Raw genomic sequence first — 23,849 nt, 5'->3', positions numbered from 1 at the left:
CAGGGGAGCAGGGGGGCAGGGGAGGATAATTAATGACAAATGACCAATGACCAATGACAAATGACAAATGACAAATGAACAAATAATTTAATATGGTTGACTATCTTATTTTCTTAGCAATTTCTACAGCGCTTTTTGCTCTATTCGCACTAGGACTGAATTTACAGTGGGGCTTTACGGGCTTAATTAACTTTGGTCATATTGCTTTCATGACTCTGGGAGCATATACAACGGTATTGTTAAGCCTAAAGGGCGTACCCCTACTTGTATCGGCACTGGCTGGGGCAATTGTCGCAGCCTTGTTGGGTTTGATAATTGGTTTTGTAACTCTCCGCTTACGAGAAGATTATCTAGGAATTGTCACTATTGGTACGGGCGAATTAATTCGTTTGGTGGTAAACAATCAGGAATTACCTGTGGGTGACACTTGGATTTCTGGGGCGTTTGGTGTCCAAAGTTATCCCATACCCCTATCTACAGAGCCAAGTTTGTTTGTCAGATTAGTAATGATTGCGCTTTTAACGCTACTGGCTGCTGTAACTTTCTTTACTTTGTGGCAATGGATTCGTACCACTCAAATATCTCGGACTACTGATTTGGGCAAAAGGACGACTAGCAAGCAAGAATTTATATCCCGCTTGGGTGTGGGAATTGTCTTAGCAGTTTTGGCGGCAGCGATTTATATTTCTGGGGTAATCGGACTGTATAACTACAACCCAAAAGCGGGTTTAATGCTGGTGTTGCTGCTGGTTTTAGCATTTGTATACTGGCGCTTAGAAATTTTGGTGCGATCGCCTTGGGGTAGAATTCTCAAAGCCATCCGCGAAGATGAAGAAATTCCCAAGGCGCTGGGAAAAAATGTCTTTTGGTATAAATTACAATCTCTCATGCTTGGAGGTGCGATCGCGGGTATCGCTGGTGCTTTCTTCGCTTGGCAACTCAGCGCCATTTACCCCGATAATTTTCAACCGCAGATCACCTTTGACACTTGGATTATGGTGATTTTAGGCGGTTCTGGGAATAATGTCGGCACAATCGTAGGTGCGGTAATTTTCTTTGCTTACGATGCGTTAACGCGAGAAGTCTTACCCAGAATCGTTTCCCTTGATGAGGCACGTTTGGGCGCATTTCGCATCATGGTAATCGGATTAATTTTGATGGTACTGATGATTTGGCGTCCTCAAGGTATCTTAGGGAAAAAAGAGGAACTAACCCTTGGTAAATAACTATTCATCCCCACTTCCCCTTTTGGCAGCCACTGGACTTTCTAAAAGCTTTGGTGGTATCAAAGCAGTTAATGAGGCCAGAATCGAAGTTGCTAAAGGCAGTATTACGGGCTTGATTGGCCCCAATGGTGCTGGTAAAACTACTTTATTTAACTTACTCTCAAACTTCATTCGCCCTGATAAAGGACGAGTAATTTTTGACGGCGAACCGATTCACAACTTACAACCATATCAAATCGCCCAGCAGGGTGTAATCCGCACCTTTCAGGTTGCACGAACTCTCTCGCGGTTGTCGGTGTTAGAAAATATGCTGTTGGCGGCGCAAAAACAAACGGGTGAAAATTTTTGGCAGGTGCAGTTACAACCGCACATTGTTGCTAAGGAAGAAAAGCAACTGCAAGAGCGAGCAATGTACTTATTAGAATCAGTGGGCTTGGTAAAAAAAGCACACGATTATGCTGGTTGTTTGTCTGGTGGACAACGCAAGCTGCTAGAAATGGGACGGGCGCTGATGACTAACCCCAAGTTAATTTTGTTGGATGAACCAGCAGCCGGGGTGAATCCGAAACTGATTGATGATATTTGCGATCGCATTATCACTTGGAACCGCCAAGATGGGATGACCTTTTTGATTATCGAACACAATATGGATGTAGTTATGTCCTTGTGCGATCGCGTTTGGGTACTTGCCGAAGGGCAGAATTTGGCTGACGGTACGCCAGCAGAAATTCAAACTAATCCCAAAGTTCTAGAAGCTTATTTGGGAAAATAAAGTGCGATTGGCTTTCTGTTCTAAAACTCTCCTACGCAGGGAAAGAGGCTTTCATTCTGGCTCGGATTCGCTACTAGGAAACGCTTTAAGGCTTAGGTTTGAGAGAAAGTTCCATACGGTGTCAAATCTTCGGTAATTTGGCTCTTGTTAAAATCGAGTTGTATATCTTCAGTGGAAAAAGCTTTTTATGTCAATGATGACAGTCAGAGATTTAGAGCAAGTTCAAACCGCTTTTAACGAAGCAGGTTTAGATTACCAGCTGGAACTCGAAAATGGGAAAATTTCAATAATGGGGCCGTCAGATATTGTATCCAGCGAAATCAGTAGTCGTCTCATTGCCTTTCTCTTTGCTTGGATAAATCCTCGTCGCTGGGGAAGAGTATTTGATTCTGCTGGCGGTTTTATCATGCCAGATACAAACCTCAAAGCACCCGATGTTTCCTTTGTTCGAGCTTCCCGACTTCTCCAAAGTCCTCGTTACTTTGGAGAACTTGTCCCTGACTTGGTGGTAGAAATTAAATCTCAGAGCGATAAAATTAAACTTATAGCAGCCAAAATTCTGAAATTTATAGAACTAGGAGCGATCGTCGGGATTCTGATTGATCCTGATGAAGAGACAGTTACAATTTATCGCTCTACAGGCGAACCTATAGTTTTAGAAAATGGTGATATTTTAACGATACCAGAACTGTTTCCCGGTTGGGAATTGCCCGTTACTGAATTGTGTCCTCCTATTTTTACCGAGGGAGAAACACAAATTTAGTGAATAACTTTGGTAGTAACTGAACAGCATTATCACTTAGAAGCGTCAAGATGGCATGACCTCCAAAAGTTTTAGAAGCTTATTTAGGAAAATAATTTTGTGAAGTAAAAAATATATTTGCTAATGAAATTCACATATCCCCGACTTATCAAACAAATCGGGGATTTTATTTATGATGAATTATTTCATTTACCCGTTATATTTTATAAGTATTTGGGAATATTAAGCTATGAAAGTTTAGAACAGATATCGGATTTTGGAATTTAAAGACTCACTTATGAAAAAGATTGGTCAGTCAACGATCATCGGTATTATCTTCTTTGGTATGTGCGCTTGTAACTCAGTCAAACCGACTGATTTGACAAATTCTAATCAAGTTACTAACCAAGCTGATTCTCAAGCTCAACAAATTATCAAAATTGGCGGTTCCAGTTCAACAGCAACGGTTTTAAAACTTTTAGCGCAAGCTTATCAATCTCAAAACAAAACTGTCAAAATTGAGTTTATCTCCAATAGCCAATCTGAAGGTGCGATCGCAGCCCTAAAAAACGATATTATTGATATCGCTGGTAGCAGTCATAAACTCAAACCAGAAGAAGATAACGGGAAAATTCAATATCGTGAACTTGCACAAGATTTGTTAGTTGTCGCCACCCATAACAGTGTTAAAGGTGTTACTAACTTATCAACCAAGCAATTAAAATCTATTTACAAAGGTGACATCACCAATTGGCGAGAATTAGGCGGTGCTAACGCAGACATTGTACTTTTGGATAGACCCGAAGACGAGTCAGCAAAAAAGTTATTGCGAAAATATTATTTGGGAGAAGAAAAAACTACAGCTAAAGCCGTGATTTTGAATAAAGAGGGAGAACTGATCGAAACCTTACAAAGTACTCCTAATTCCCTCGGTGCTTTTTCTTTGGCATCTTCCCTCATCAATAAATTGCCTGTTAATCATCTCAGTCTCAATGGTGTTGCTCCTAAAGCCCAAAACTTTGACACGGGTAAATATCAAATGGTGCGTCACATAGGTATTCTCTCGGAAAAATCACCTTCAGCAACTACTCAGGGTTTTATTGATTTTATCTTTAGCAAAGAAGGCGAAAAACTACTACAAAATAATGGCTTTGTTACTGCCAAATAAATTGAATATCCCATGCAGAGATTTTTCAGGGGGCTGAGACTCAGCCAAAAAATTGTTCTACCGCTGCTTGCAGTTTGTCTTAGCGTCTTTATGTTGGGTTTAGTGGTATTAGGAAATTGGTTTACCGATACTTTACAGCAGAATTTTCGCCAAGAAATCGAAAGTTTTGCTGAACGAGTTTATCAGGATTTTCAGTATGAACAGCAAACTCTAGAAACTGAAATCGAACTGATCGCTAATCGAGATATGCTGAATCAGGCTGTGAAACAGCGTGATCAAAGTTTGCTTTTGCAAATATTACTACCACTTAAATCTATTTTGAAATTGGATTGGATTAAGGTAATTGATACTCAGGGTAATGTCCTCGTAGATTTACGAAATAACTCCTTGACCAAAGCCAAGTTCTTAGACAAAGTAGTTACTAACACTGCTAATAGAGGAGCGCATTTAATCGATTTGGTAGATGTAGAAGACGAGCAACAAGTTCTCCAAGCGGTAACAAATGGGATCAAATCATCAGCAGGACTTTTGGGAGGAATCATCATCGGCAATTTAGTAGACGAAACTCTACTGCAAAAAATTGCTGCGGGTTCCTCTAAACACCTGATTATCCACAGACAAAATCGTGTAGTTGCGACAACATTCTTGGCAGTAACCAAAGGGGGAAATTGGCAATTTCCTCCACCTGATTTGCCTTCGACACGAATCGCTATTGACAACAAAAACTATTTAGCCAAAACTATCGTATTTCCAGGAGCAAGCCAGTCTTTAAATACCACCGTTTTGTATCCTATCTCGCTGTTAGAGGTCGAACAATGGAAGTTATGGAAGCATTTAGGACTGCTGTTTTTGTTGGGAAGCAGTATTGTGGCAGTTATTGGGTTTTTAATTGCGCGAACAATTACTCGTCACCTCAAAGCTGTTACACAGGTTGCACAACGAGTCACCCAAGAATCTAATTTTAATCTCCAAGCTCCCGTAACTACTGAAGACGAGGTTGGAATTTTAGCTATTTCTTTTAATCAGTTAATTCAACAGGTAAAGCGGCTACTAGCAGAACAATATGAAGCAAACCAAAAGCTAGAGTTTTACAGCCAAAAACTAGAAGAAAAAATCGAAGAACGAACGCAAGCACTACAACAAAAAAATATCGCTCTCAAGCAAACTTTACAGGAACTCCGGCTTACTCAGTCGCAATTAATCCAGAATGAAAAAATGTCTTCTCTAGGTCATTTGGTTGCTGGTATTGCTCATGAAATCAACAACCCAGTTAATTTTATTTACGGCAACCTCAAGTACACTGATGATTACACTCAACAGTTGTTGTGGTTACTTCAACTTTATCAAAAACATTACCCCGACCCAGAACCAGAAATTCAAAATGCTAAACAAGAAGCTGATATTGAATATTTAACAGAAGATTTGCCTAAAATATTGGCTTCCATGAAAATTGGAGCCAGTCGCATCCGAGAAATTGTCCTCAGTTTACGAATCTTCTCTCGTTTGGATGAAGCCGAGTTTAAAACTGCTGATATTCATGAAGGGATTGATAGCACCCTGTTAATTTTACAACACCGGATCAAATCCCAAAGCCATCGCCCTCAAATCACAGTGATTAAAGAGTATGCTGAAATACCTAAAATTCAGTGTTTTGCAGGACAATTGAATCAGGTATTTATGAACATATTGGCAAATGCCATTGATGCTTTAGAAGAGGCTTTTCAAAACGGGCTTTGTCCAGAACCGATAATTCGTATTTCTTCAGCCCAGGTGAATCAAACTGTCGTTGTTCATATTGCTGATAATGGAACAGGGATTCCAGAAGCAATCCAGTCAAATCTATTTGACCCCTTTTTCACCACAAAACCAGTTGGCAAAGGTACTGGTATGGGATTATCAATTAGCTACCAGATTATTGCTGAAAAGCATGGCGGTTCGTTACGCTGTATTTCATTACCGGGACAGGGTGCAGAGTTTGTAATTACAATCCCGATTCGATAGATGATTTTGCACAAAAGTTTTATAAAATTTCTTTTTCTAATCTTCGTTATTTTCTGCAAAATTGACTTGCTCGTAAAGGTCGCGCAATTCAATTTGAAAATCAACCGTTTGCAGTGATAAAATTGCAGATTCATGTTCAAGTTCAGTAAATGACCATTGGCTTTCCGCAGTTTTTACATAGTGCATCAGATGATACTGATATTGATCAATTAAAATATATTCCTTGAATTCGGGAATAGAGCGATAATAAAGAAACTTATCGCCTTGGTCATAATTTTTAGTCGATTTAGATAAAACTTCAGCAATTAACATTGGGTTCATAACTGTTGTTGTACTGGTTCCCGTATAAATAGGTTGTCCCTCAATCAGCATCACATCAGGATATGTATGCTGCCGATAACGGGGTATCCACAAACGCACATCACCAATATAAACATCATAATTATTGCCTCTCAAACCAAACTTCAAATAAGCATAAAAGTTGCCTGCAATTTTATTATGATTTGTAGTGCCACCCGTCATCGGTACAATTTCTCCATCACGGTATTCGTTTTTATATTCTGCCTTTTCTTCAATTTCTAAATACTCTTCAGGTGTGTAATATATTTTTTGTGTTTCTAACTTCATAAAAATACGACCTATGATTGTGCGGTTGCTTATTCATCTTTCATACCTATGTTATACGCCAATAAACCCCATCCTCTCGCTGCATTAACTGGCAAGCAATCAACTCTCGTCGCAGGGTGGCGCAGTCAATATGGTAGCGTTTGAGAATATCATTTACTAGGCGTTCAGGGTAATTGACTCCTACATCAAACTGGTTTGCTAACCACTTAAGAATAACTAGACGCTTTTTCCGACTAGCAGGAATTTCTTTGAGGCGATTGTCCTCGAAATAGTTTTTCAACACTTTGCTTTCCCAAGCTTCAGTATCCACATCCCCAATCAAGGATGCTATTTTCTCAGGTGTGAAAATTTCCTTGCTAATGCTTTGCAAAGCCTCGCTATCCAATTGATATAGACGGCTATTACCTTCAGGACGCATTGTTACCAAATTTAGCTCTTTAAGTTTTGCTAAATGATGAGATACCGTCGGTTCCTTGAGTTGCAGTAGCACCGCCAATTCTTCAACGCTGCATTCCTGATTCGCCAGGATACCTACAATCTTCAATCGACTATCATCCGCTAATGCCTTGAAAAAGCGCAGTAAGATGTTAAATTGCTCTGGTTGCATAACTAAGTTCTAATTAGATAGATATCTAATTAGAAGTATATCTAATTTAAAACAAAAGATCCCCGACAACTTTTACGAAGTCGGGGATCTAACTTGTTGTTTAATTTAACTAAACTGTTCTTCTGCATCTAGGTTGAACAGCATTTGCAGAGTTTGCATACAGCGCCGTCTCGCTTCCACATCTTGCTGCGATCGCAATTGCACCATCGGGTCATGTAAAATTTTATTGACAATTCCCCGTGTTAATGCTTCAATCACTTCTTGATGTTTTTCGGCGAATTCCGAACCCAATCTCGACAAAGCTTTTTCTAACTCTTGTTCGCGGATGGTTTCGACTTTATTTCGCAGACAGCTAATAGTGGTAACAGTTTCTAAACTGCGCCACCAAATATCAAAGGCTTCCACTTCTTCCTCTAAAAGTCGCTCGGCTTCTTGTGCAATCTTTCGACGGCTTTCGTAGTTTTGCGCTACTACAGCCTTCAAATCATCCACATTAAACGCCTGCACGTTTTCCAATTCATTTACATCCGCATGAACATTACGCGGCACAGAAATATCAAATAACATTAGAGAGCGCTGAACTTCTAAAACCATTTCTAATTTGGCACGGTCAAGTATTGGCTCTGTTGCCGAAGTACTTGTAAATACCAAATCGCTATCGGCAATTACGTTCATCATTTCCGATAGCGGATGAATATTGATCGGTTGTTGAGGGAATAGCTTTGCTAATTCTTGGGCGCGATCGCGAGAGCGATTTACAATACTAATTTCCACAGCACCTTTAGAAATGAGGTGTTGCACCAGCAGGCGCGACATTTTACCAGCACCCAGAATTACCACTCGGCAAGCTGCTAAATTTGCCACTTTAATCTGTGCTAACTCCACAGCAGCCGAACTGATAGAGACAGCCCCAGTACCAATACTAGTTTCAGTGCGAACCCGCTTCCCAGCTGTCAGCGCTTGTTTAAATAATCGATTCAAAATGGTTTTTATACCGCTATATTGCTGTCCCAGTTTGTGAGTAGTTTTCACCTGAGCCAGAATTTGACCTTCTCCGAGTACCAGACTATCTAAACCACCTGCTACCCGCATCACGTGCATCACGGCATCATCATGCAGCAGCATAAATAAGTGTTGTCGCAGAGAAATCACGGGTAATTTACTATATTCCGCAAGAAACTGCGTTATTTCCCGGATACCTTGGTCTGCTTCACTGGTGACAATGTAAATTTCCAGACGGTTACAAGTACTAAGAATTGCAACTTCATCAATATGAGGATAGCTGGCCAGTTGAGCGATCGCACTTTCAATTTGTGGTTCTGGAATGCTCAGTTTTTCCCGGACTTCTACTGGGGCTGTTTTATGGCTTAACCCCACCACTGCTATATTCATTTGCTAAATCGTAGTTACTAATTGGTAGTTGGCAATCGGGCATTGAGTGAGAATAGGGAATGGGGAATTATTATTTATTGGTTGATAGTTTTTCCAACCAATAAATAATAACTAATCACTAAATACTAACTACTAACTAGTGTAAGGATGAAGCATTTGGATGAATATTTTTCCGTTTTATCGAAATATTTATTTCCAAATGCTTTACCCCTACTTTTACCATTCCCAATTCCCTAAAACTTAGTTCAGTTGGAGAGACTTGGGTTCGCCAAACATATGAATCGTATCAACAAATCGAGCAGTTTTCGACTGGTTGGAAATTACCAAGCTTTGAGTTCTGGCTCCGCCGTTGAAGAAACGTACACCTTGCATAAGATTACCGCTGGTAATACCGCTAGCAGCGAACAGAACAGTTTTACCAGATGCCAGTTCATGAGCATCATAGACCTTATCGGGGTCATTGATGTTCATAGACTTTAAGCGATCGATATTGGCTTCTCTGCTTTCTCCAATCAAACCTGTTTTTACGACTGCTGGATCGTAAATCAGTTGACCTTGGAAGTGTCCACCCAAAGCACGCATTGCTGCTGCCGAGATTACACCTTCAGGAGCCGCACCGATACCCATCAGCGCGTGGATATTAGTTCCAGCAAAACCACAGCTTATAGCTGCACCCACATCACCGTCTGAAATTAGGGCGACTCTCGCTCCAGCCTCACGGATTTCTTTAATTAAATCGTTGTGGCGTTCGCGCTTCATGACCACGATCACGAGTTCTTCAATAGAGCGCTCTAGACACTCAGCGAGAATCTTCAGGTTTTCTGTTGCTGATTTGTTAATGTCTACTTTGCCCTTAGCTGCGGGAGGTGCTGCTAACTTCTTCATGTAAAAATCAGGAGCAGCAAATAATCCACCCTTTTCAGAAATTGCCAAGACAGCCATCGAACCAGGTTGTCCATAAGCTACCAAGTTCGTACCTTCACAGGGGTCAACGGCGATATCAATTTCAATTAATTCATCAGGATTACAGAAATTTGCGGCATCTGGTTGGGTACAGATACCAACTTCTTCCCCGATGTATAACATAGGCGCATCGTCGCGTTCACCTTCTCCGATAACGATGCGACCACGCATGTGGATTTTATTCATCCGCTCCCGCATAGCTTCCACAGCTACCTGGTCAGCGATGTTTTTTTCGCCTTTACCCATCCACTTTGAGGATGCGATCGCGGCTTGCTCTACTACTTCAATAATCTCTAACCCAAGTGTATTTTCCACAGAGTTTGCCCTCTCAGCTGCTTGAATTTGCGTCGTTTCATCTGCCTATTTCAGTTTTCAAGTCTACCAAAGGGCGGATACACGTGGAAGAAAGTTAAGTTTTACTGCTAACTCGTTATAAAAGTGCCAGTTAACACATCCCGATTTTTTACTCATAACTACTCCAGTATAAAAGGTGTTCACAAGTAACTAAGTTAAAAACTTGCACAAATGGGTAACAGTGTATATCTAGAACATTGCTTTTCTTCTGTATCTATGTTTAGGTATAAAATAATAAATTAAAAAGCTGGTAGATTCACTAAAAACTAAAGAACGAGGCGCAGAGTAAATAACTTGTCAAATTCAGAGGTTAATCGTGTTTATCGACTACATCACCCTCATGTTAATCAACATGGTAGCTGGGTTATTTCTACTGGCTGACTATGTGTATCGTGGTATTGATAATTCTAATCAAAGTCGGTGGATTCCGGGATTTGGAATTACGGGTGCGTGGACGCGAAGCGGCTTGTCGCCAGACATCGCACTCACAGCTGGTTTACACATGAGCTTCACTTGGCCAGTAATGGGTAGCTTTAACATTGCCTTTGGGGAGACGAGTGTCCTATTTGGAATCTTGTTTGTGGCGGCTGCGATCGCACTCGCTCAAAATTGGGATTTATTGACAATAGCAATTTATGGCTTCTTTGCTGGTGCAGTTGCGATCGTAGTCGGCATCCGCATCATCAACTTGAATTTGACAAAGCAACCGCTTTTATCGGGAATCGGCTTTATTTTAACTGGATTAGGTGGTATTTTTGCAGCGCCAACTCTTTATTGGAAAACTAACCGAACTTGGCGGCTAATTGGCGTAGCAGTGCTGATAGTAGCCGCTCTAATTTGGGCATTGACTGGATATTTGGCTTACTGGAATCATTTAGAGGGTTTCCAAAAGTGGGTTCCAGCGCCGATGCGGTAAGCAATGTTCTAGGCTAGAGACATAGTTAAAACCTTGCTTAAAAAAATATGCTGGACTTTCTTAATCCCCTTTTAAATCGCCATCCAGAGCGAGTCAAAGCCAACGTTGAACTTTACACATGGCAAACTTGCCCTTACTGCATTCGTGCCAAAATACTGCTGTGGTGGAAAGGTGTAAATTTCACTGAATACAAAATCGACGGCGACGCAGCAGCCAGAGCGAAAATGGCAGAACGCGCCAACGGTCGCCGTACAGTACCACAAATTTTTATCAATAACCAGCACATTGGCGGCTGCGATGACCTATATCAGCTAGACACACAAAGTCAACTCGATCCCCTTTTAGCCCAAGCCGCTATTTAGAAATCACATTGAAATCACATCAGCCCCCAACAAGTTCTTTGGTGATGCTATGTTGGGCAATTTTTGATTTTAAATAGCTCGGTAAGCAAGTTTGTAGTAGGGACTAAAGTCCTTACTACAAAACCTAAACCTTCAAAACTAGCTTGACAAAGTGCCAGAAAACTGTAGATCAAGTTTGCCCACCTTTAGGGCAAGGAATATCGAATTGATAAGAATATGTTAACTAAGTATACGGAATATCTTATACATCAACAATGGATGAGTTATGCCCTAGAATTAGCAAAAACAGCAGGTGAAGCAGGTGAAATCCCTGTAGGTGCTGTTATCATTGATTCAACAGGCAAATTGCTAGCACAAGGAGAAAACAGAAAAGAGCGCGACAAAGACCCTACCGCTCATGCGGAAATTCTCGCTATCAAGACAGCTGCAACAACTTTACAAAATTGGCATCTTAATGAATGCACCCTTTATGTAACTCTCGAACCTTGCCCAATGTGTGCAGGTGCGATCGTCCAATCACGACTAGGACTACTGGTATATGGAGTAGACGATACAAAAACTGGCGCAATTCGTACAGTTATTAACATCCCCGATAGTGCTGCTTCTAATCACCGTCTCCAAGTAATCGGAGGCATTCTAGAGTCAGCTTGTCGTCAGCAATTACAGACTTGGTTTGCTACTAGGCGGCGTAAGGTAAACTAACGGACAGAGGTAAAACTGTCCATATACTACGACATAAGTCACACAAGAGAATCTACGGTGTAACTAATCACGCCTTTCGTTAAATTTTTACCCGTCAATCAGCTGCATCCGTCATGATGGAATTTTACTCTTCATCCGATACCTGCCAGCACACCCCAGCAAATCCTCAGGTAGATAGCACTACCTCAAGGGTTTCTCCTTGGTTAAGTCCCCTGGCATATTTATTAGGGCGTCACTGCCTATTACCATTATTCTTTGGGCAAATTAGAATAACCGGACAAAAAAATATCCCCACAACTGGGCCTGTGATCCTCGCGCCTACCCATCGGGCGCGTTGGGATGCCTTGCTTGTACCCTACGCTACTGCTTGTCTAAGAAAGCAAGACTTGCGATTTATGGTGACTATTGACGAATGCCAAGGTTTGCAAGGCTGGTTTGTTCGACGTTTAGGGGGGTTTCCTGTAAATTCTAAGCATCCGTCAGTCCGCACGCTGCGACATGGAGTAGAACTACTTCAGCAGCAAAAAACCCTGGTAATCTTTCCAGAAGGTAACATTTTTCGTGATGGCCAAGTTCACCAGTTGAAACCGGGAATTGCTCGTCTTGCTTTGAGTGCTGAATCTAGTCATTCCGGGTTGGGAGTGAAAATTATACCTATAGGCATTAATTACAGCCAACCTTATCCCAATTGGGGTACAGATGTGAGTATTGACATTGGCTCCCCAATTAGAGTCGCGGATTACATGAATGGCTGTATAAAACAAGAGGCAAAAAACATCACAACTGATTTAGCAAAGGCACTGCAACAATTGAGCCATCAAGAAACAAAAGTTACTAATCACGCATTTGCAGAAATTACTAATTCTTGATAAAGTCAAACCTCATAATCATTGACCGTGCATAATTCAGAAACTGCACCTTTTCAATATTTGACACTAATTCCTAACTGCTATATTCATCCTGAGTAAGTCACAAAAGAGTAGTAATATTTTGCAACCTTTGAGGATGTATATATATAAATTACCCGCTATTGATAATATATTCAGCCAAATTGGCATTTTTTTGAGCCAACAGCTAATTAATTGTCTGCAAACTACTGAATTGCTTGATGATAAATATTTTCACATTTGGTCAGACAGTTAAATAAAAGTTGAGAAGTGCCCACTGAAGACATCGCTATTCTGAACTAGTTTGGTGCGATGCCTACGCAAATACTTCAAGCAGTGCTTTGGGAAAATTCTCCTGCCAAATATCCCAGTTAACCTGAGATATTTATTGGGGAGGAAAGCTGGTAGTTAAGCAGATTGGGACGCACTCTCCCGTAGGTATCACTCATCACAGCGATATAAGTTAGTTGGTATACAGGGGTAATGGGAACTCTATTAAACTGATTTTTAGTCTAAATCAGAGATACTTAGGATGTAACTTTACTTTGTCCAAGACCAAAACAGAGTTAAGATACCCGAAGTTTCCATAACTCTCTTGTATAGTTGTCGCACTAATTGATCCCATGAACACTGCTGTCGCTGTTACCTTGATGCACCGTACTGTTTTATCAGTTATAGCAGTCCTCAGCCTGCTATCACCTGTGAATGCTCAGGTATCACAGTCACCAGGCACTACCAGCCAACCACAACCCATTGACCCCAACGATCCTAATAATCTCCGCCCCATAACCGAAAGTAACAGCCTTTTGAGCATTGCAGGTGGCGATCGCTTAGTAAAAGATGCAGAACAAGCCGTTTCTGCTCAAAACTACACCTTAGCTGCCAAGAAACTGCAAGAAGCACGTCAAGTTTATAATCAGCTATCTAATTTTTATCAAGAGTTAAATTCTAGCTTTTCGGGAATTGACAACAGAGTTTCTGATTCTCAGCGTCAAAAAGCTCTATTAACAGCCCAAAAGCGAGATGAAGCCACCTTTCAGCTAGCATTGGTACATCGGGCACAAAATCAGCCAGAATTAGCTGTACCGTTGTTAGTTCAAATAATTAAGAGTCAAAACCCGACACGGGATTTAGGCAAGAAAGCCTATAAACAGTTGTTTGAGTTGGGTTTTGTTGATTCTCCCTATCCCAGAGAAGGTGGTAATTCATCCTCTTCATCCCCAAAAAAATAAATTAAATTTTTGTTGCCTGTTTTTCCCTACTCACATTTCCCTAACCAGTCGCTTGGGAACGCCCCAGTGCTAGGATAGAGCTATCCGTCGTAACCAAAACCTGAGCGTTCTCAAGCAATACACCTCAGAAGCGTGTGTATCTACAGCCTTGCCAAAGCCTGAAGTTGGCACAGGCATTTGCTCTATATCTGTTAATAATAGAAAAGTAAGTTTTTTCAGGAATTGCGATGATTAGTCCGCAACAGGTTGAGGAAATGATCAAGGCGGGACTGCCAGACGCACAGGTTCAGGTGCAAGACTTGACTGGTGGCGGCGACCACTATCAGGTGACAGTAGTTTCATCGCACTTTGCAGGTAAAGGACTAGTGCAACAGCACCAGTTAGTTTATGGTGCGTTGGGTCAAGCTATGTCAACTGAAGCGATTCATGCCTTGGCGGTGAAAACATACACTCCCGAAGCTTGGCAAGCAACAGCAGCTTCGTAAATAAGAGTGAGAAGTTAGGAGTTATGAATTTTGACTCCTCACTTCTCACTCCTCACTGTTGAATCCAACATAGGAAACATAAATACCATGACACCAGAACTCAAAGACAAAATTGATAGCTTGCTACAAGAAAACAAGATTTTAGTTTTCATGAAGGGAAATAAGTTAATGCCCCAATGTGGTTTCTCCAACAACGTTGTGCAGATCCTCAATACCTTGGGAGTTCCCTTTGAGACGGTTGACGTTCTATCAGACCCTGAAATTCGTCAAGGTATTAAAGAATACTCTAGCTGGCCGACAATTCCCCAAGTGTATATCAATGGTGAATTCCTTGGCGGTTCTGATATTTTGATTGAACTGTACCAGAAAGGTGAATTGCAAGAAAAGGTAGAAGTAGCATTAGCTTCGTAATCTCTCTTTACCCAAACGAAAGGGTATGTTGCTGAATTTGCGCTTTGCAATCAAGGCAATGTGCCGTTTTTAATATCCTTGAAAGGAGAGACACTATTGCTCTCCCCTTTCAAGGGTTTTTTGCTCGGTTTGTGACAAAAATACTTTATCTACAGCAGTTTGCAAGTAAGTGAGGTACAAAGTCCAGGACTCACACATCAGATATAAAGATGTAAAGATGTTTCTAACTCCTGCCTGGCTGTTGAGCGTAGTCTAAACACTGCCTCATAACCCGTGGCTTTTTACTTCATGCAAAAGAAAACATCTGTATATTGGACTTGATTTTATTGCTAGACAACAATCCCCTCAGTCTAATTGGCAAAACCAATATAGGGCTGAGGGGATGCGTTTAATCAATACAATATCTCCAAAATTTCACACCACGACAACCCGTTGACCAATACAGATAATATGCTATAATTATCTGCGGTAATTAACGGTTACTATCAATGACCAGGTAAATGGTAATTAGTAGTAATCGGGCTGTGGCTGTGGTTGCGGCACTGCAAAGTTTGAGCCATCGTACAAGAAGCGGCTGGCTTCTTCTTCTAGGCGATGAATCAAAAAAGGTTCAATGACGTTGCTATGTCGCAGTGCGGCTAGATATCCATCCAAATACATCCGCATATCATCCGTGCGATAACCGCGATTCCATAACTCGATGAAGGCATCGGTGAGTCTTTGGTAATAGCGGATGGATTGTGTGTCTTGGAGCATAACTGCTGTATTAATCTCTTTGGAATGAGAATTGTAAATGATTCACGCTAAAAAGTGAAGTGTAATTTCACTTTGGCATAAACTCAAAGTCAACACATCTACTTTGGGTATTACCCTCATAGCAGCTACAAGCTACTTTAATCCTATTCCAGAAAACATCGATTCTAGTTAGCTGCTTAAGTTATTTTTTTGATTTTCACAATCACAGCCCAATTGTATTGATGTTATATTGCTGGATGGGAGTACTAAATTTTTGCGAAAAAATCCACTTTTGCCATAAGTACCATAAGCTTAAATCAGGTTGAAAAGCTGTTATTGTTGTTAGCTGGTTGGGTTATAGATATTTAGCACATTACACCCATCTAAAAGCAAAATGTTAAGTTAAAAGAACTTTTTATAAGTCTAACAACACTTTTGAGAAATTTAATAAAAATTTAATAATATTTCTAATCGCCTATCAGCAAGGCATAAATTAAATATATTGCCACTGATTTTATTAGGAAATGTAAAGTTAATCGCAATTGAAGTAACAAAGGCTACAAAACCTTAGAGATGGGCTTGTTACTTTGAAAGTCATCGACGCTAAGGGGTCTTGCCACCGTGGGTTCGGTTTGTATAGAAATCATTGAGGGGAATCCCCATCTGAGGTCGTTGTTGGGTTGGCACTTGCAACAACTGGAATACCGCGTGCATCAAGCTGCCAGTATTTATCAAGCAAGGGAAGTATTTTTAAGCCATCAACCAACACTGGTAGTTTTAGATGCAGACCTGCCTGATGGTGATGGCATTGAGTTTTGTCGTTGGTTGCATCGTCAGCAACAGCCTCTAATCTTAATGCTATCTGCCCGTAATAGTGAAGCTGATATAGTCGCAGGTTTAAAGGCAGGCGCAGATGATTACTTGAGCAAACCTTTTGGAATGCAAGAGTTTTTGGCACGGGTAGAGGCACTGATTCGCCGGAAGCGCACACCTACTGCACCAGCTTATTTGGATTATGGCACTTTGCAAATCGATTTAGTTCAGCGTCGTGTCCGCTTTCAAGGGGAGTTTATTGACTTAACGCCCCAGGAATTCAGTTTGCTGTACGTTTTGGCACAAGCTGGGGGAGTACCTCTAAGTAGATCGGAATTGCTGCGTCGTGCTTGGCCTGACGCTATTGATAACCCTCGTACCATTGATACTCACGTTTTATCGCTGCGGAAAAAGGTTGAACTCGATCCTCGGCAACCCAATTTGATTCAAACTATCCGCAATGTTGGATACCGTTTTAACATGGAAATTTTGAATACCAATATTTCACAGTCACAGACAACAAAGTTAGCTAGAGAGAGATTTAATAATCAACGTTCAACACTTACTAGTAGTCAAGTGTGAATGGCGCATTTGGGTGAGGGGGAGTAAGAAAACGATTCCTGATTCCTGTCTCATCCAAAATTTAAAATCCAAAATCGTCTTGAGCTGCTGCTTGAATCAGGCTTTTCCGTAATTCAATCCAGTCTATCTCTGAGGCTGTTTGATTTGCGAATACATGACCTTGTTGTAGGTGTAATAACCGAGTGCAAAACATCTGGGCTAGTTCCAGTTGGTGATTTACCATCAGAATCGTGGTTTGATGACTTTGACTCAACTGGGTTAAGACTTGCATTAGATGAGAAGCCGTACCAGGGTCGAGGGCAGAGGTTGGCTCATCTAATAATAATATTTTAGGCTGGATGACTAAGGCACGAGCGATCGCTACTAGTTGTCGTTGTCCCGCAGAAAGTTGCACCTCTGTTCGCTCTAACCATTCATTGGGAATGTGCAGTTGGTCTGTCCAGTGATTAACTCGTTGCTGAATTGTCTGTTTGGGCAAACCACGCAAAACTAAAGGATAAGCTAAGGCTTGCCCAACTGTCATCCCTAACAGCTTTGACTCTTGCAATACAAGTACAAGCATCTGCCGTAGCTGGATGACAGGAATTTGGCGATATTCTTGATTTTCTAGATAGAGCTTACCACTCGTGGGTTCAATTAGGCGGTTGATGAGGCGTAATAACGAAGTTTTCCCAGCGCCTACTGGGCCTACAATGGCAATGCGTTCGCCGCAGGCGTTGGCGGAGCCATCGCTCTGGAATACCTCTAAGGAAATATCCTGCAATATGGGGTATCCCTGCTGATTGCCAGGAAGTTGAGTTTTCAGCTTCGTAAACAAATTAACTTGCTCTAGCCTGAGTATGGCTTTTGCTGTATTCAAGGGGAGTGGGGAAAAATAACTAATGCCCTATTTTAAGTGAATTGTGCAGTAGTTAAGGCTGTAGCGATCGCCCAGCCATCGACTAATAGTAGCAGCAGTGTGAATACTAGTAAAATCAGGTACATCCAGGGCTGTGCTAAAGGGCGAACATCTGTGGTGTCAATGCCCGTCTTTGCTTCGACAATTTGCACGAAACGAGCAAATCCGGCTACACGCATCGGTAGTAAATAAGCTTTCCCATCCTGGCTGAGGAAGTAATAAACTAGACCTCCTTGACCAGTACTGCGGGGTTTTAACTCTTTGACTTGTGACCAAGGTAAAGACCAGCCTTTACGAAAAAAGCGAGGCACCCAGGCGGGGTAAGTAACCTGAATTCCCTCGTCATCTACGATTACTTGTTCGGTTAATACCGCATACAAGGCAAGTAAGCCGATGCTAATCCCTACCCACAATAATTCTGGAGGTACGGGTGCAGCTGTTACCTGCGATAAAAAAGGTAATGGGACTGTGAGTGCTATGTATAGACTCAGCAACGTTATCCGAATCAAAGGGGACAGACGAAAAATAGAAACTGAGATATTGGCTGAGTTTGCTGTCACGGCTCAATTACAATGCTTTTCTTAATTGTAGGGTAGGTCTATGTCCCTGGTAGTTGATGTATGGCAGTTCACGGTAAATACTTTTGCACTACAATCCAACCAGTAAGGGACACCCAGGCAAATCCTACAAACAGAATAATATTTACGCCGATGTGTAAGGGTCTAGCCCAAGGTCGTCTGACACTAATTTGTGTGGCACTGAAAGCAGATAGTAGAACTAGTGCTACCACTATCAACCCAGCGATTAGGTGTGACGAGTGACCTAAAGAGCCAAAGTGCCCTAAAGTGCCAACAATGCCGATCGCTAGCAGTAGTAGTACTAAACTTACCATGCTGATGCCCATTGTATAGTGGAGCGATCGCACCCCTTTATTACCGCCCATAAATGGCGTAACAAAAGGAAATTGTTGCGAAGTTCTCGCCCGAAACATCCAAACACCGGTGACTGCTAACATCAGATATGCCAACAGGGACAACCCCATAGACCAGGCGGCTATTTTCCACAACCAAAGAAATGAAGGCAGATTCATAAGAATGATTGTAGATGAGATGAGGGAGACAATGAGAATAACCAATGCCCCATACCCAATAAATAATAAACAAAAAGTAAACAAAAAGGGCTGCTAAATTAGCAACCCTTAAATTTAGATAAAATTGTTTTTTTTAATCAACCGAGGCTAAACCAAGGATTTGCAAGGGTTTTGTAGTATCTCCGATTTTTGTATTAATTTGCTGCACCATTAATTTGGTATTAAAAGGGTCTTTTTCATCTGATGAGTCTGTATCAAACTCATTAGTACTGGGTTCTTCGAGCATCAGGCGATCGCACGGAATATTATCGGATAAAATTGCACTTGCCATCATCCCTGTATGAATCTCCACTTGACCTTGTAGCGGAGCTTCAAAAACTAAACGTTGTCCAGGGAAAACAACCCTTTCAAAATACCAGTTGGGAATATTGGAGATGCGAGCTACCTGTATTTTGCTCGTGGCATTAATGTAGCAGCAGAGAATTTTTCCCGATTGCTCAGGTGGTAGAGGATCTAATATTTGAGCCATAACTGCTGAGGAGCTTTACGCCACAATTTTACATTACACTAGCCAAGCCTAGCACCCACTGATCCCCAGTTGTTGTAACTGCGAATACCAACTGAGTAGTTGTAGATTATTTCTGTCTAAAGATATATTTTCAGTTATGAAAATTTTGTAATTATTCACACCTTTTTCGGAATTATACACTATAGATAAAATTTTTTGATATTTTTTCCTGGTATAAAAGTTTCAATTCTCTGAAAGCAGATTGTTAGGGAATTGACATAACAATGATCCCCTTACTTTTAGCATAGCGAGGAAGTGAGTTTTGCTGCTTCATCTATCCCAGGATTATTCGGCTGGGATCATCGCTTAATGAATAAACTCGATGTTATGGTAAAGCTATATGAAAAAATGTCTTCATAAAGCTCTCTATTGATTCTATGTATGTTTTATGCATAGAAATTTTAACCTTTTCCGCAGTTGCTAACGGCAGGTTCTCAATACCAATAATCGGCTGAAATGTCAAGCATGATTGTGATAAATAAAACAAAATAAAACAAGCACACACTTTAAAACTGAATGTTTTTCTCGCTTTCTCCACAGATTGGCAAGATGGAAGTTAAAACACAGATGATGGAAAATCGAATTCTTTACGTTCGCCTTCCTTGTAACCCCATCTTTCCTATTGGGGTTGTCTACCTAAGCGATCATGTCCACAAGCAGTTTCCTAATATTGAACAGCGCATCTTTGATTTGGGAACAGTGCCACCTTTAGATTACAGTTCGGCTCTGAATCGCTGTATTGATGAATTTAAACCGACACTACTAGTATTTTCTTGGCGGGATATTCAAATTTATGCCCCAGTTGGTGGACGTGGTGGCAACCCGCTGCAAAACGCCTTTGAATTTTACTACGCCAAGAATCCTCTATTGAAACTACGCGGCGGATTGGGCGGTTTGCGAATTTTCATCGCTTACTATGTAGAGTTGTGGCAAAACCAGAGCTTAATCAAACGCGGTTTGAAACTTGCCCAAAAATATAATTCTGATGCCCGTGTAGTTGTCGGTGGTGGTGCAGTCAGCGTATTTTACGAACAATTGGGTAAAAGCTTACCCCAAGGGACAATTATTTCTGTGGGTGAAGGCGAAACCCTGCTGGAAAAACTTTTAAGTGGCAAAGATTTTCGAGATGAACGCTGTTATGTTGCTGGAGAAACTCAACCACGTCAACGGCTAATTCACGAACAACCTACCCCAATAGAAAAAACAGCTTGTAACTACGACTACATCGAAAGCATCTGGCCGGAATTTAACTTTTACCTGCAAGAGCAAGACTTTTATATAGGTGTACAAACTAAACGTGGTTGTCCTCACAACTGTTGTTATTGCGTCTATACGGTTGTCGAAGGCAAACAAGTACGCATCAACCCAGCAGATGAAGTCGTTGCGGAGATGCGCCAATTATACGATCGCGGCATTCGCAACTTCTGGTTTACCGATGCCCAATTCATCCCCGCGAAAAAATTTATCGCCGATGCTGTAGAACTATTGCAAAAAATCGTCGATTCTGGTATGACAGATATCCACTGGGCAGCATATATCAGAGCCGACAATTTGACACCCGAATTGTGTGAATTGATGGCAAAAACCGGGATGAACTACTTTGAAATCGGGATTACCAGTGGTTCTCAAGAACTTGTGCGGAAAATGCGGATGGGTTATAACTTGCGAACCGTCTTGCAAAACTGCCGTGACTTAAAAGCCGCTGGTTTCAACGACTTAGTTTCCGTCAACTACTCCTTTAACGTCATTGACGAACGTCCCGAAACCATCCGCCAAACCATCGCTTACCACCGCGAACTAGAACGGATTTTTGGTGCAGATAAAGTCGAACCTGCCATCTTCTTTATTGGACTACAACCCCATACCCATTTAGAAGAATACGCTTTCAAAGAAGGCATCCTCAAACCAGGGTATGATCCAATGAGCTTGATGCCGTGGACAGCCAAAAAACTTCTCTGGAATCCTGAACCCCTTGGTTCATTCTTCGGCGAAGTCTGCTTGCAAGCTTGGCAACAAAACCCCAATGACTTCGGGCGCGAAGTCATGAAAATCTTAGAAGAAAAGCTGGGTTGCGCTGACTTAGAAGCAGCACTGACAGCACCATTAGAGACGAAAGAAAAACAGTTAGCAGGTGTATCCTAGAAAACACTAAAATGTGAAGAAATTCAGAATTCTGAATTTCTCCCTCTATCTTCCTCAGTGCCTCTGCGGTTATTTTTACCAAATCCCATGTTAGAAGGTTCAATCCTACAACAGCTGGAAGCAGCTCATCGCCACACCACCAGGCCAATTCGATTCGGTGTTTACTACAAAAATACCTTAGTTGCCCTGTGCCACGCTTTAGAAGACCATATCTTAACCGATGACGGTACACCCTTAGTCATCGCTGCCTTCCAACAAGGTAAATGGTATCTACAAGAAGCCGGGCGATATGCAGACATCGCCCAATGTAGTTGCCAAATTGCCATCATGGCAGCCGCTGAATCTGGCTTTGCTGAACATCCTACCAGCCAACTACCCAATGTAGACTTAGTAGGATTAGATGCAGGCGATCCAGTGGCGCAAGAGTGGCACTTAATTATTTTATCGCCTAAGTACACAGCAATGGTAATTTGTCAAGAATTATCTGAGGCTGATTATGGCAGCGCTGGAGTACCGACATCAGATTTAGAGCGTAAATTTTATGGCTTGTGGACATTTGAGCCAGAGTTAGTGCGAGAGACAGCAGAAATAGCGATCGCTCACATCAAAAAATACAACCCAGAACTGGCCCAAAAACTCACAGGCGATAAAGAACAAATTGTACCGTCAATAGACAGATCCCAAAATTTAGGTGCAGTTGTCTCCCGTGTAGTAGATTACCTCCAGACTGGGCAAGATAATTTATCCATCCCCACAGCGCTTCAGCAACAAACCCTAGATCGCAACTTGGTTTCTAACGAAATCCAAGCCTTTTTGCGAATGGCGCAACTGATGGATATGGCAGATGTCAACAATCCAATGGCAGCTGCGGAAGTAGTAGTTCTTGCTGAAGCGATCGCCCAGCTTTTGGATCTTCCCGCATGGCAGATTAAGAGATTGCGGCTAGCGGCTTTGTTACATCGCATAGATCCGTTACAAAAAGCAGAAAGCGTTCTCACAGGTGGTATATCCACACGCTACCAAGAAGATGCCCCCAGTTGTCCCTTAACTTGTCCTTTAGTACCAGGGGCACAAGTATTGCGAACTATGCCACGACTGCGAGCAGTTGCCCAAATTATTACTCACCAAAGCGAGTGGTGGAATGGCACAGGGGAACCAGCAGGTTTAGCTGGAGATGAAATTCCCCTAGAGTCGAGAATTTTGGCATTATTAGCAGATTTTCAGTGGCGACTCAATCAGCGAAAATCGTCAAATCAAAGTCGAGAACAGATATTTACTCAAGCTTTAGATGAGTGCAGACAGCAACAATCTACGCGCTTTGACCCTAAACTTGTAGATACCCTAGCTTTATTAGTTATGGGTTTACAACAGGGACTCGACTTACCCTTGATGACACCCAAATTCAGCGCCGGCATCTGGATACTCGATTCCCAATGGGATAGCCACAGCAAGATCAGTGAAGAGATTGGTAGTTACTTTACATGAATATTGAAGCCATTAGATTAGGAAAACTCAAACAACTTCCAGGGGCAAATTTAGAAGACGAGGAACTCTCCCGACTGGATTTAAGCCGGATTAATCTTGCTGGCGCTACCCTTGTCGGCACTAATTTTGCTGGTTCTAAGCTCGAAGGTGGACATTTGGAGGGGGCAAATTTGATGGGAGCCAACCTCCAAGAAACTGACTTACGGGCGAATTTGATGGGAGCCAACCTGATGCAAGCAGATTTAACGGGCGCTGACTTGCGGGGTAGCAATTTGCGTGGCGCTAACTTGATGGGAGCAAGACTCAGTGATGTGTCATTGGTGGGTGCTTTCTTGAGTGGTGCCAATTTGATGAACGTCAACTTACAAGGCGTTGATTTGCGCGGTGCTGACTTGCGTGGTGCAAACCTAACTGGGGCAAATCTCAAAGGTGCAGATTTGAGTCGCGCCGATTTGCAAGGTGCTTTATTGAGTGAAGCAAACCTGGAAGAAGCCGACTTGCGGGGGGCAAATTTGGCAGGGGCGAATTTGACGGGAGCGAATTTACTTTGTGCAGAGTTAGAAGGTACAAATTTGAGCGGCGTTAATTTGAATAAAGCGTGTGTGGTGGGTACTGTGGTTGAGACGCTTGCGTAAACATTGCACCAAAAATCCCAGTATTCTTAGCTATTGTTAAAATTTTTGCAGATG

Annotated in this window: 25 protein-coding genes; 16 read left to right on the top strand and 9 right to left on the bottom strand. The window is 41.8% G+C overall.

Annotation, left to right across the window (positions count from 1 at the left end):
• The first annotated feature begins 92 nt into the window (after nt 1–92).
• From CDG76_RS13530 to CDG76_RS13510, 5 genes are all read left to right on the top strand, one after another.
• A complete protein-coding gene (locus CDG76_RS13530; protein ID WP_094349524.1) occupies nt 93–1,226 on the top strand; it encodes a branched-chain amino acid ABC transporter permease in 1,134 nt (377 codons plus the stop codon).
• Nucleotides 1,216–1,998, top strand: a complete 783-nt coding sequence (locus CDG76_RS13525) for an ABC transporter ATP-binding protein (protein WP_094349523.1) — start codon at nt 1,216–1,218, stop codon at nt 1,996–1,998. Before CDG76_RS13530 ends, CDG76_RS13525 begins: the two co-directional genes overlap by 11 nt.
• Nucleotides 1,999–2,185: 187 nt before the next feature.
• Nucleotides 2,186–2,761: a Uma2 family endonuclease gene (locus CDG76_RS13520; protein WP_094349522.1), complete on the top strand. Its 576-nt coding sequence runs from the start codon at nt 2,186–2,188 to the stop codon at nt 2,759–2,761.
• Between the two features lie 277 nt (nt 2,762–3,038).
• Nucleotides 3,039–3,908, top strand: coding sequence for a substrate-binding domain-containing protein (locus tag CDG76_RS13515; protein ID WP_094349521.1), 870 nt, complete (start codon nt 3,039–3,041; stop codon nt 3,906–3,908).
• Between the two features lie 12 nt (nt 3,909–3,920).
• Nucleotides 3,921–5,909 carry a sensor histidine kinase gene (locus CDG76_RS13510; RefSeq protein ID WP_094349520.1) on the top strand — a complete coding sequence of 663 codons (1,989 nt, stop codon included), beginning with the start codon at nt 3,921–3,923 and terminating at the stop codon, nt 5,907–5,909.
• A gap of 36 nt (nt 5,910–5,945) precedes the next feature.
• On the opposite strand, the gene CDG76_RS13505 is transcribed toward CDG76_RS13510, so the two are convergent.
• The 4 genes from CDG76_RS13505 to glpX form a co-directional block, all read right to left on the bottom strand.
• Nucleotides 5,946–6,536 carry a Uma2 family endonuclease gene (locus tag CDG76_RS13505; RefSeq protein ID WP_094349519.1) on the bottom strand — a complete coding sequence of 197 codons (591 nt, stop codon included), beginning with the start codon at nt 6,534–6,536 and terminating at the stop codon, nt 5,946–5,948.
• A gap of 46 nt (nt 6,537–6,582) precedes the next feature.
• Nucleotides 6,583–7,143 carry a DUF2087 domain-containing protein gene (locus CDG76_RS13500; RefSeq protein ID WP_094349518.1) on the bottom strand — a complete coding sequence of 187 codons (561 nt, stop codon included), beginning with the start codon at nt 7,141–7,143 and terminating at the stop codon, nt 6,583–6,585.
• Nucleotides 7,144–7,248: 105 nt separating this feature from the next.
• The gene (locus CDG76_RS13495) at nt 7,249–8,535 is read right to left on the bottom strand and encodes a glutamyl-tRNA reductase (RefSeq protein ID WP_094349517.1); all 1,287 of its coding nucleotides are present in this window, start codon (nt 8,533–8,535) and stop codon (nt 7,249–7,251) included.
• A 240-nt stretch (nt 8,536–8,775) separates the two neighbouring features.
• Nucleotides 8,776–9,813, bottom strand: a complete 1,038-nt coding sequence (glpX, locus tag CDG76_RS13490) for a class II fructose-bisphosphatase (RefSeq protein ID WP_094349516.1) — start codon at nt 9,811–9,813, stop codon at nt 8,776–8,778.
• 355 nt (nt 9,814–10,168) lie between these two features.
• On the opposite strand from glpX, the gene CDG76_RS13485 reads away from it, so the two are divergent.
• From CDG76_RS13485 to grxD, 7 genes are all read left to right on the top strand, one after another.
• On the top strand, nt 10,169–10,768 hold the full coding sequence (locus CDG76_RS13485) for a DUF981 family protein (protein ID WP_094349515.1): 600 nt from the start codon (nt 10,169–10,171) through the stop codon (nt 10,766–10,768).
• Between the two features lie 47 nt (nt 10,769–10,815).
• Nucleotides 10,816–11,130: a glutaredoxin 3 gene (gene grxC, locus CDG76_RS13480; protein ID WP_094349514.1), complete on the top strand. Its 315-nt coding sequence runs from the start codon at nt 10,816–10,818 to the stop codon at nt 11,128–11,130.
• 216 nt (nt 11,131–11,346) lie between these two features.
• The gene (tadA, locus tag CDG76_RS13475) at nt 11,347–11,832 is read left to right on the top strand and encodes a tRNA adenosine(34) deaminase TadA (RefSeq protein WP_094349513.1); all 486 of its coding nucleotides are present in this window, start codon (nt 11,347–11,349) and stop codon (nt 11,830–11,832) included.
• 113 nt (nt 11,833–11,945) lie between these two features.
• Complete coding sequence (locus tag CDG76_RS13470; RefSeq protein ID WP_190240843.1) at nt 11,946–12,701, top strand: lysophospholipid acyltransferase family protein; 756 nt, start codon at nt 11,946–11,948, stop codon at nt 12,699–12,701.
• 641 nt (nt 12,702–13,342) lie between these two features.
• Entirely contained in the window at nt 13,343–13,951 is a 609-nt protein-coding gene (locus tag CDG76_RS13465) for a hypothetical protein (RefSeq protein ID WP_094349511.1), read from the top strand.
• 227 nt (nt 13,952–14,178) lie between these two features.
• Nucleotides 14,179–14,436, top strand: a complete 258-nt coding sequence (locus CDG76_RS13460) for a BolA family protein (RefSeq protein WP_094349510.1) — start codon at nt 14,179–14,181, stop codon at nt 14,434–14,436.
• Between the two features lie 87 nt (nt 14,437–14,523).
• The gene (gene grxD / locus CDG76_RS13455; protein ID WP_094349509.1) at nt 14,524–14,847 is read left to right on the top strand and encodes a Grx4 family monothiol glutaredoxin; all 324 of its coding nucleotides are present in this window, start codon (nt 14,524–14,526) and stop codon (nt 14,845–14,847) included.
• Between the two features lie 507 nt (nt 14,848–15,354).
• Here grxD and CDG76_RS13450 read toward each other — a convergent pair.
• A complete protein-coding gene (locus tag CDG76_RS13450) occupies nt 15,355–15,603 on the bottom strand; it encodes a DUF6761 family protein (protein ID WP_094349508.1) in 249 nt (82 codons plus the stop codon).
• A 600-nt stretch (nt 15,604–16,203) separates the two neighbouring features.
• On the opposite strand from CDG76_RS13450, the gene CDG76_RS13445 reads away from it, so the two are divergent.
• The gene (locus tag CDG76_RS13445) at nt 16,204–16,977 is read left to right on the top strand and encodes a response regulator transcription factor (RefSeq protein ID WP_094349507.1); all 774 of its coding nucleotides are present in this window, start codon (nt 16,204–16,206) and stop codon (nt 16,975–16,977) included.
• A 61-nt stretch (nt 16,978–17,038) separates the two neighbouring features.
• On the opposite strand, the gene CDG76_RS13440 is transcribed toward CDG76_RS13445, so the two are convergent.
• From CDG76_RS13440 to CDG76_RS13425, 4 genes are all read right to left on the bottom strand, one after another.
• Nucleotides 17,039–17,836 carry an ABC transporter ATP-binding protein gene (locus tag CDG76_RS13440; protein ID WP_094349506.1) on the bottom strand — a complete coding sequence of 266 codons (798 nt, stop codon included), beginning with the start codon at nt 17,834–17,836 and terminating at the stop codon, nt 17,039–17,041.
• Nucleotides 17,837–17,868: 32 nt separating this feature from the next.
• The gene (locus CDG76_RS13435; RefSeq protein ID WP_094349505.1) at nt 17,869–18,435 is read right to left on the bottom strand and encodes a hypothetical protein; all 567 of its coding nucleotides are present in this window, start codon (nt 18,433–18,435) and stop codon (nt 17,869–17,871) included.
• A 68-nt stretch (nt 18,436–18,503) separates the two neighbouring features.
• A complete protein-coding gene (locus CDG76_RS13430) occupies nt 18,504–18,965 on the bottom strand; it encodes a DUF4079 domain-containing protein (protein WP_094349504.1) in 462 nt (153 codons plus the stop codon).
• Between the two features lie 133 nt (nt 18,966–19,098).
• Nucleotides 19,099–19,494 (bottom strand): DUF1830 domain-containing protein, encoded by a 396-nt coding sequence (locus CDG76_RS13425; protein WP_094349503.1) that lies wholly within the window; start codon nt 19,492–19,494, stop codon nt 19,099–19,101.
• 588 nt (nt 19,495–20,082) lie between these two features.
• Here CDG76_RS13425 and CDG76_RS13420 point away from each other — a divergent pair.
• The 3 genes from CDG76_RS13420 to CDG76_RS13410 all read left to right on the top strand — a co-directional run bounded on the left by CDG76_RS13420 (nt 20,083) and on the right by CDG76_RS13410 (nt 23,795).
• The gene (locus tag CDG76_RS13420; protein ID WP_094349502.1) at nt 20,083–21,675 is read left to right on the top strand and encodes a photosystem II high light acclimation radical SAM protein; all 1,593 of its coding nucleotides are present in this window, start codon (nt 20,083–20,085) and stop codon (nt 21,673–21,675) included.
• 87 nt (nt 21,676–21,762) lie between these two features.
• Nucleotides 21,763–23,160, top strand: coding sequence for a DICT sensory domain-containing protein (locus tag CDG76_RS13415; RefSeq protein WP_094349993.1), 1,398 nt, complete (start codon nt 21,763–21,765; stop codon nt 23,158–23,160).
• A complete protein-coding gene (locus CDG76_RS13410) occupies nt 23,157–23,795 on the top strand; it encodes a pentapeptide repeat-containing protein (RefSeq protein WP_094349501.1) in 639 nt (212 codons plus the stop codon). Before CDG76_RS13415 ends, CDG76_RS13410 begins: the two co-directional genes overlap by 4 nt.
• Nucleotides 23,796–23,849: the final 54 nt, after the last annotated feature.

Origin of the sequence: Nostoc sp. 'Peltigera membranacea cyanobiont' 210A (genome assembly GCF_002246015.1) — a bacterium.
In the GTDB taxonomy this organism is placed as follows: Bacteria; Cyanobacteriota; Cyanobacteriia; order Cyanobacteriales; family Nostocaceae; genus Nostoc.
Note: the sequence above shows the minus strand (reverse complement) of the source record. Positions and strands in the feature narration are given on the sequence as shown.

What these genes read in the sequence shown, in the direction of transcription:
- CDG76_RS13450 (WP_094349508.1), bottom strand. Translation starts at nt 15,603, where the DNA reads ATGCTCCAAGACACACAATCCATCCGCTATTACCAAAGACTCACCGAT.
- grxC (WP_094349514.1), top strand. Translation starts at nt 10,816, where the DNA reads ATGCTGGACTTTCTTAATCCCCTTTTAAATCGCCATCCAGAGCGAGTC.
- CDG76_RS13520 (WP_094349522.1), top strand. Translation starts at nt 2,186, where the DNA reads ATGTCAATGATGACAGTCAGAGATTTAGAGCAAGTTCAAACCGCTTTT.
- CDG76_RS13425 (WP_094349503.1), bottom strand. Translation starts at nt 19,494, where the DNA reads ATGGCTCAAATATTAGATCCTCTACCACCTGAGCAATCGGGAAAAATT.
- CDG76_RS13495 (WP_094349517.1), bottom strand. Translation starts at nt 8,535, where the DNA reads ATGAATATAGCAGTGGTGGGGTTAAGCCATAAAACAGCCCCAGTAGAA.
- CDG76_RS13500 (WP_094349518.1), bottom strand. Translation starts at nt 7,143, where the DNA reads ATGCAACCAGAGCAATTTAACATCTTACTGCGCTTTTTCAAGGCATTA.
- CDG76_RS13465 (WP_094349511.1), top strand. Translation starts at nt 13,343, where the DNA reads ATGAACACTGCTGTCGCTGTTACCTTGATGCACCGTACTGTTTTATCA.
- CDG76_RS13505 (WP_094349519.1), bottom strand. Translation starts at nt 6,536, where the DNA reads ATGAAGTTAGAAACACAAAAAATATATTACACACCTGAAGAGTATTTA.
- CDG76_RS13430 (WP_094349504.1), bottom strand. Translation starts at nt 18,965, where the DNA reads ATGAATCTGCCTTCATTTCTTTGGTTGTGGAAAATAGCCGCCTGGTCT.
- grxD (WP_094349509.1), top strand. Translation starts at nt 14,524, where the DNA reads ATGACACCAGAACTCAAAGACAAAATTGATAGCTTGCTACAAGAAAAC.
- CDG76_RS13460 (WP_094349510.1), top strand. Translation starts at nt 14,179, where the DNA reads ATGATTAGTCCGCAACAGGTTGAGGAAATGATCAAGGCGGGACTGCCA.
- CDG76_RS13530 (WP_094349524.1), top strand. Translation starts at nt 93, where the DNA reads ATGGTTGACTATCTTATTTTCTTAGCAATTTCTACAGCGCTTTTTGCT.
- CDG76_RS13415 (WP_094349993.1), top strand. Translation starts at nt 21,763, where the DNA reads ATGTTAGAAGGTTCAATCCTACAACAGCTGGAAGCAGCTCATCGCCAC.
- CDG76_RS13420 (WP_094349502.1), top strand. Translation starts at nt 20,083, where the DNA reads ATGGAAGTTAAAACACAGATGATGGAAAATCGAATTCTTTACGTTCGC.
- CDG76_RS13470 (WP_190240843.1), top strand. Translation starts at nt 11,946, where the DNA reads ATGATGGAATTTTACTCTTCATCCGATACCTGCCAGCACACCCCAGCA.
- CDG76_RS13510 (WP_094349520.1), top strand. Translation starts at nt 3,921, where the DNA reads ATGCAGAGATTTTTCAGGGGGCTGAGACTCAGCCAAAAAATTGTTCTA.
- CDG76_RS13410 (WP_094349501.1), top strand. Translation starts at nt 23,157, where the DNA reads ATGAATATTGAAGCCATTAGATTAGGAAAACTCAAACAACTTCCAGGG.
- CDG76_RS13515 (WP_094349521.1), top strand. Translation starts at nt 3,039, where the DNA reads ATGAAAAAGATTGGTCAGTCAACGATCATCGGTATTATCTTCTTTGGT.
- tadA (WP_094349513.1), top strand. Translation starts at nt 11,347, where the DNA reads ATGTTAACTAAGTATACGGAATATCTTATACATCAACAATGGATGAGT.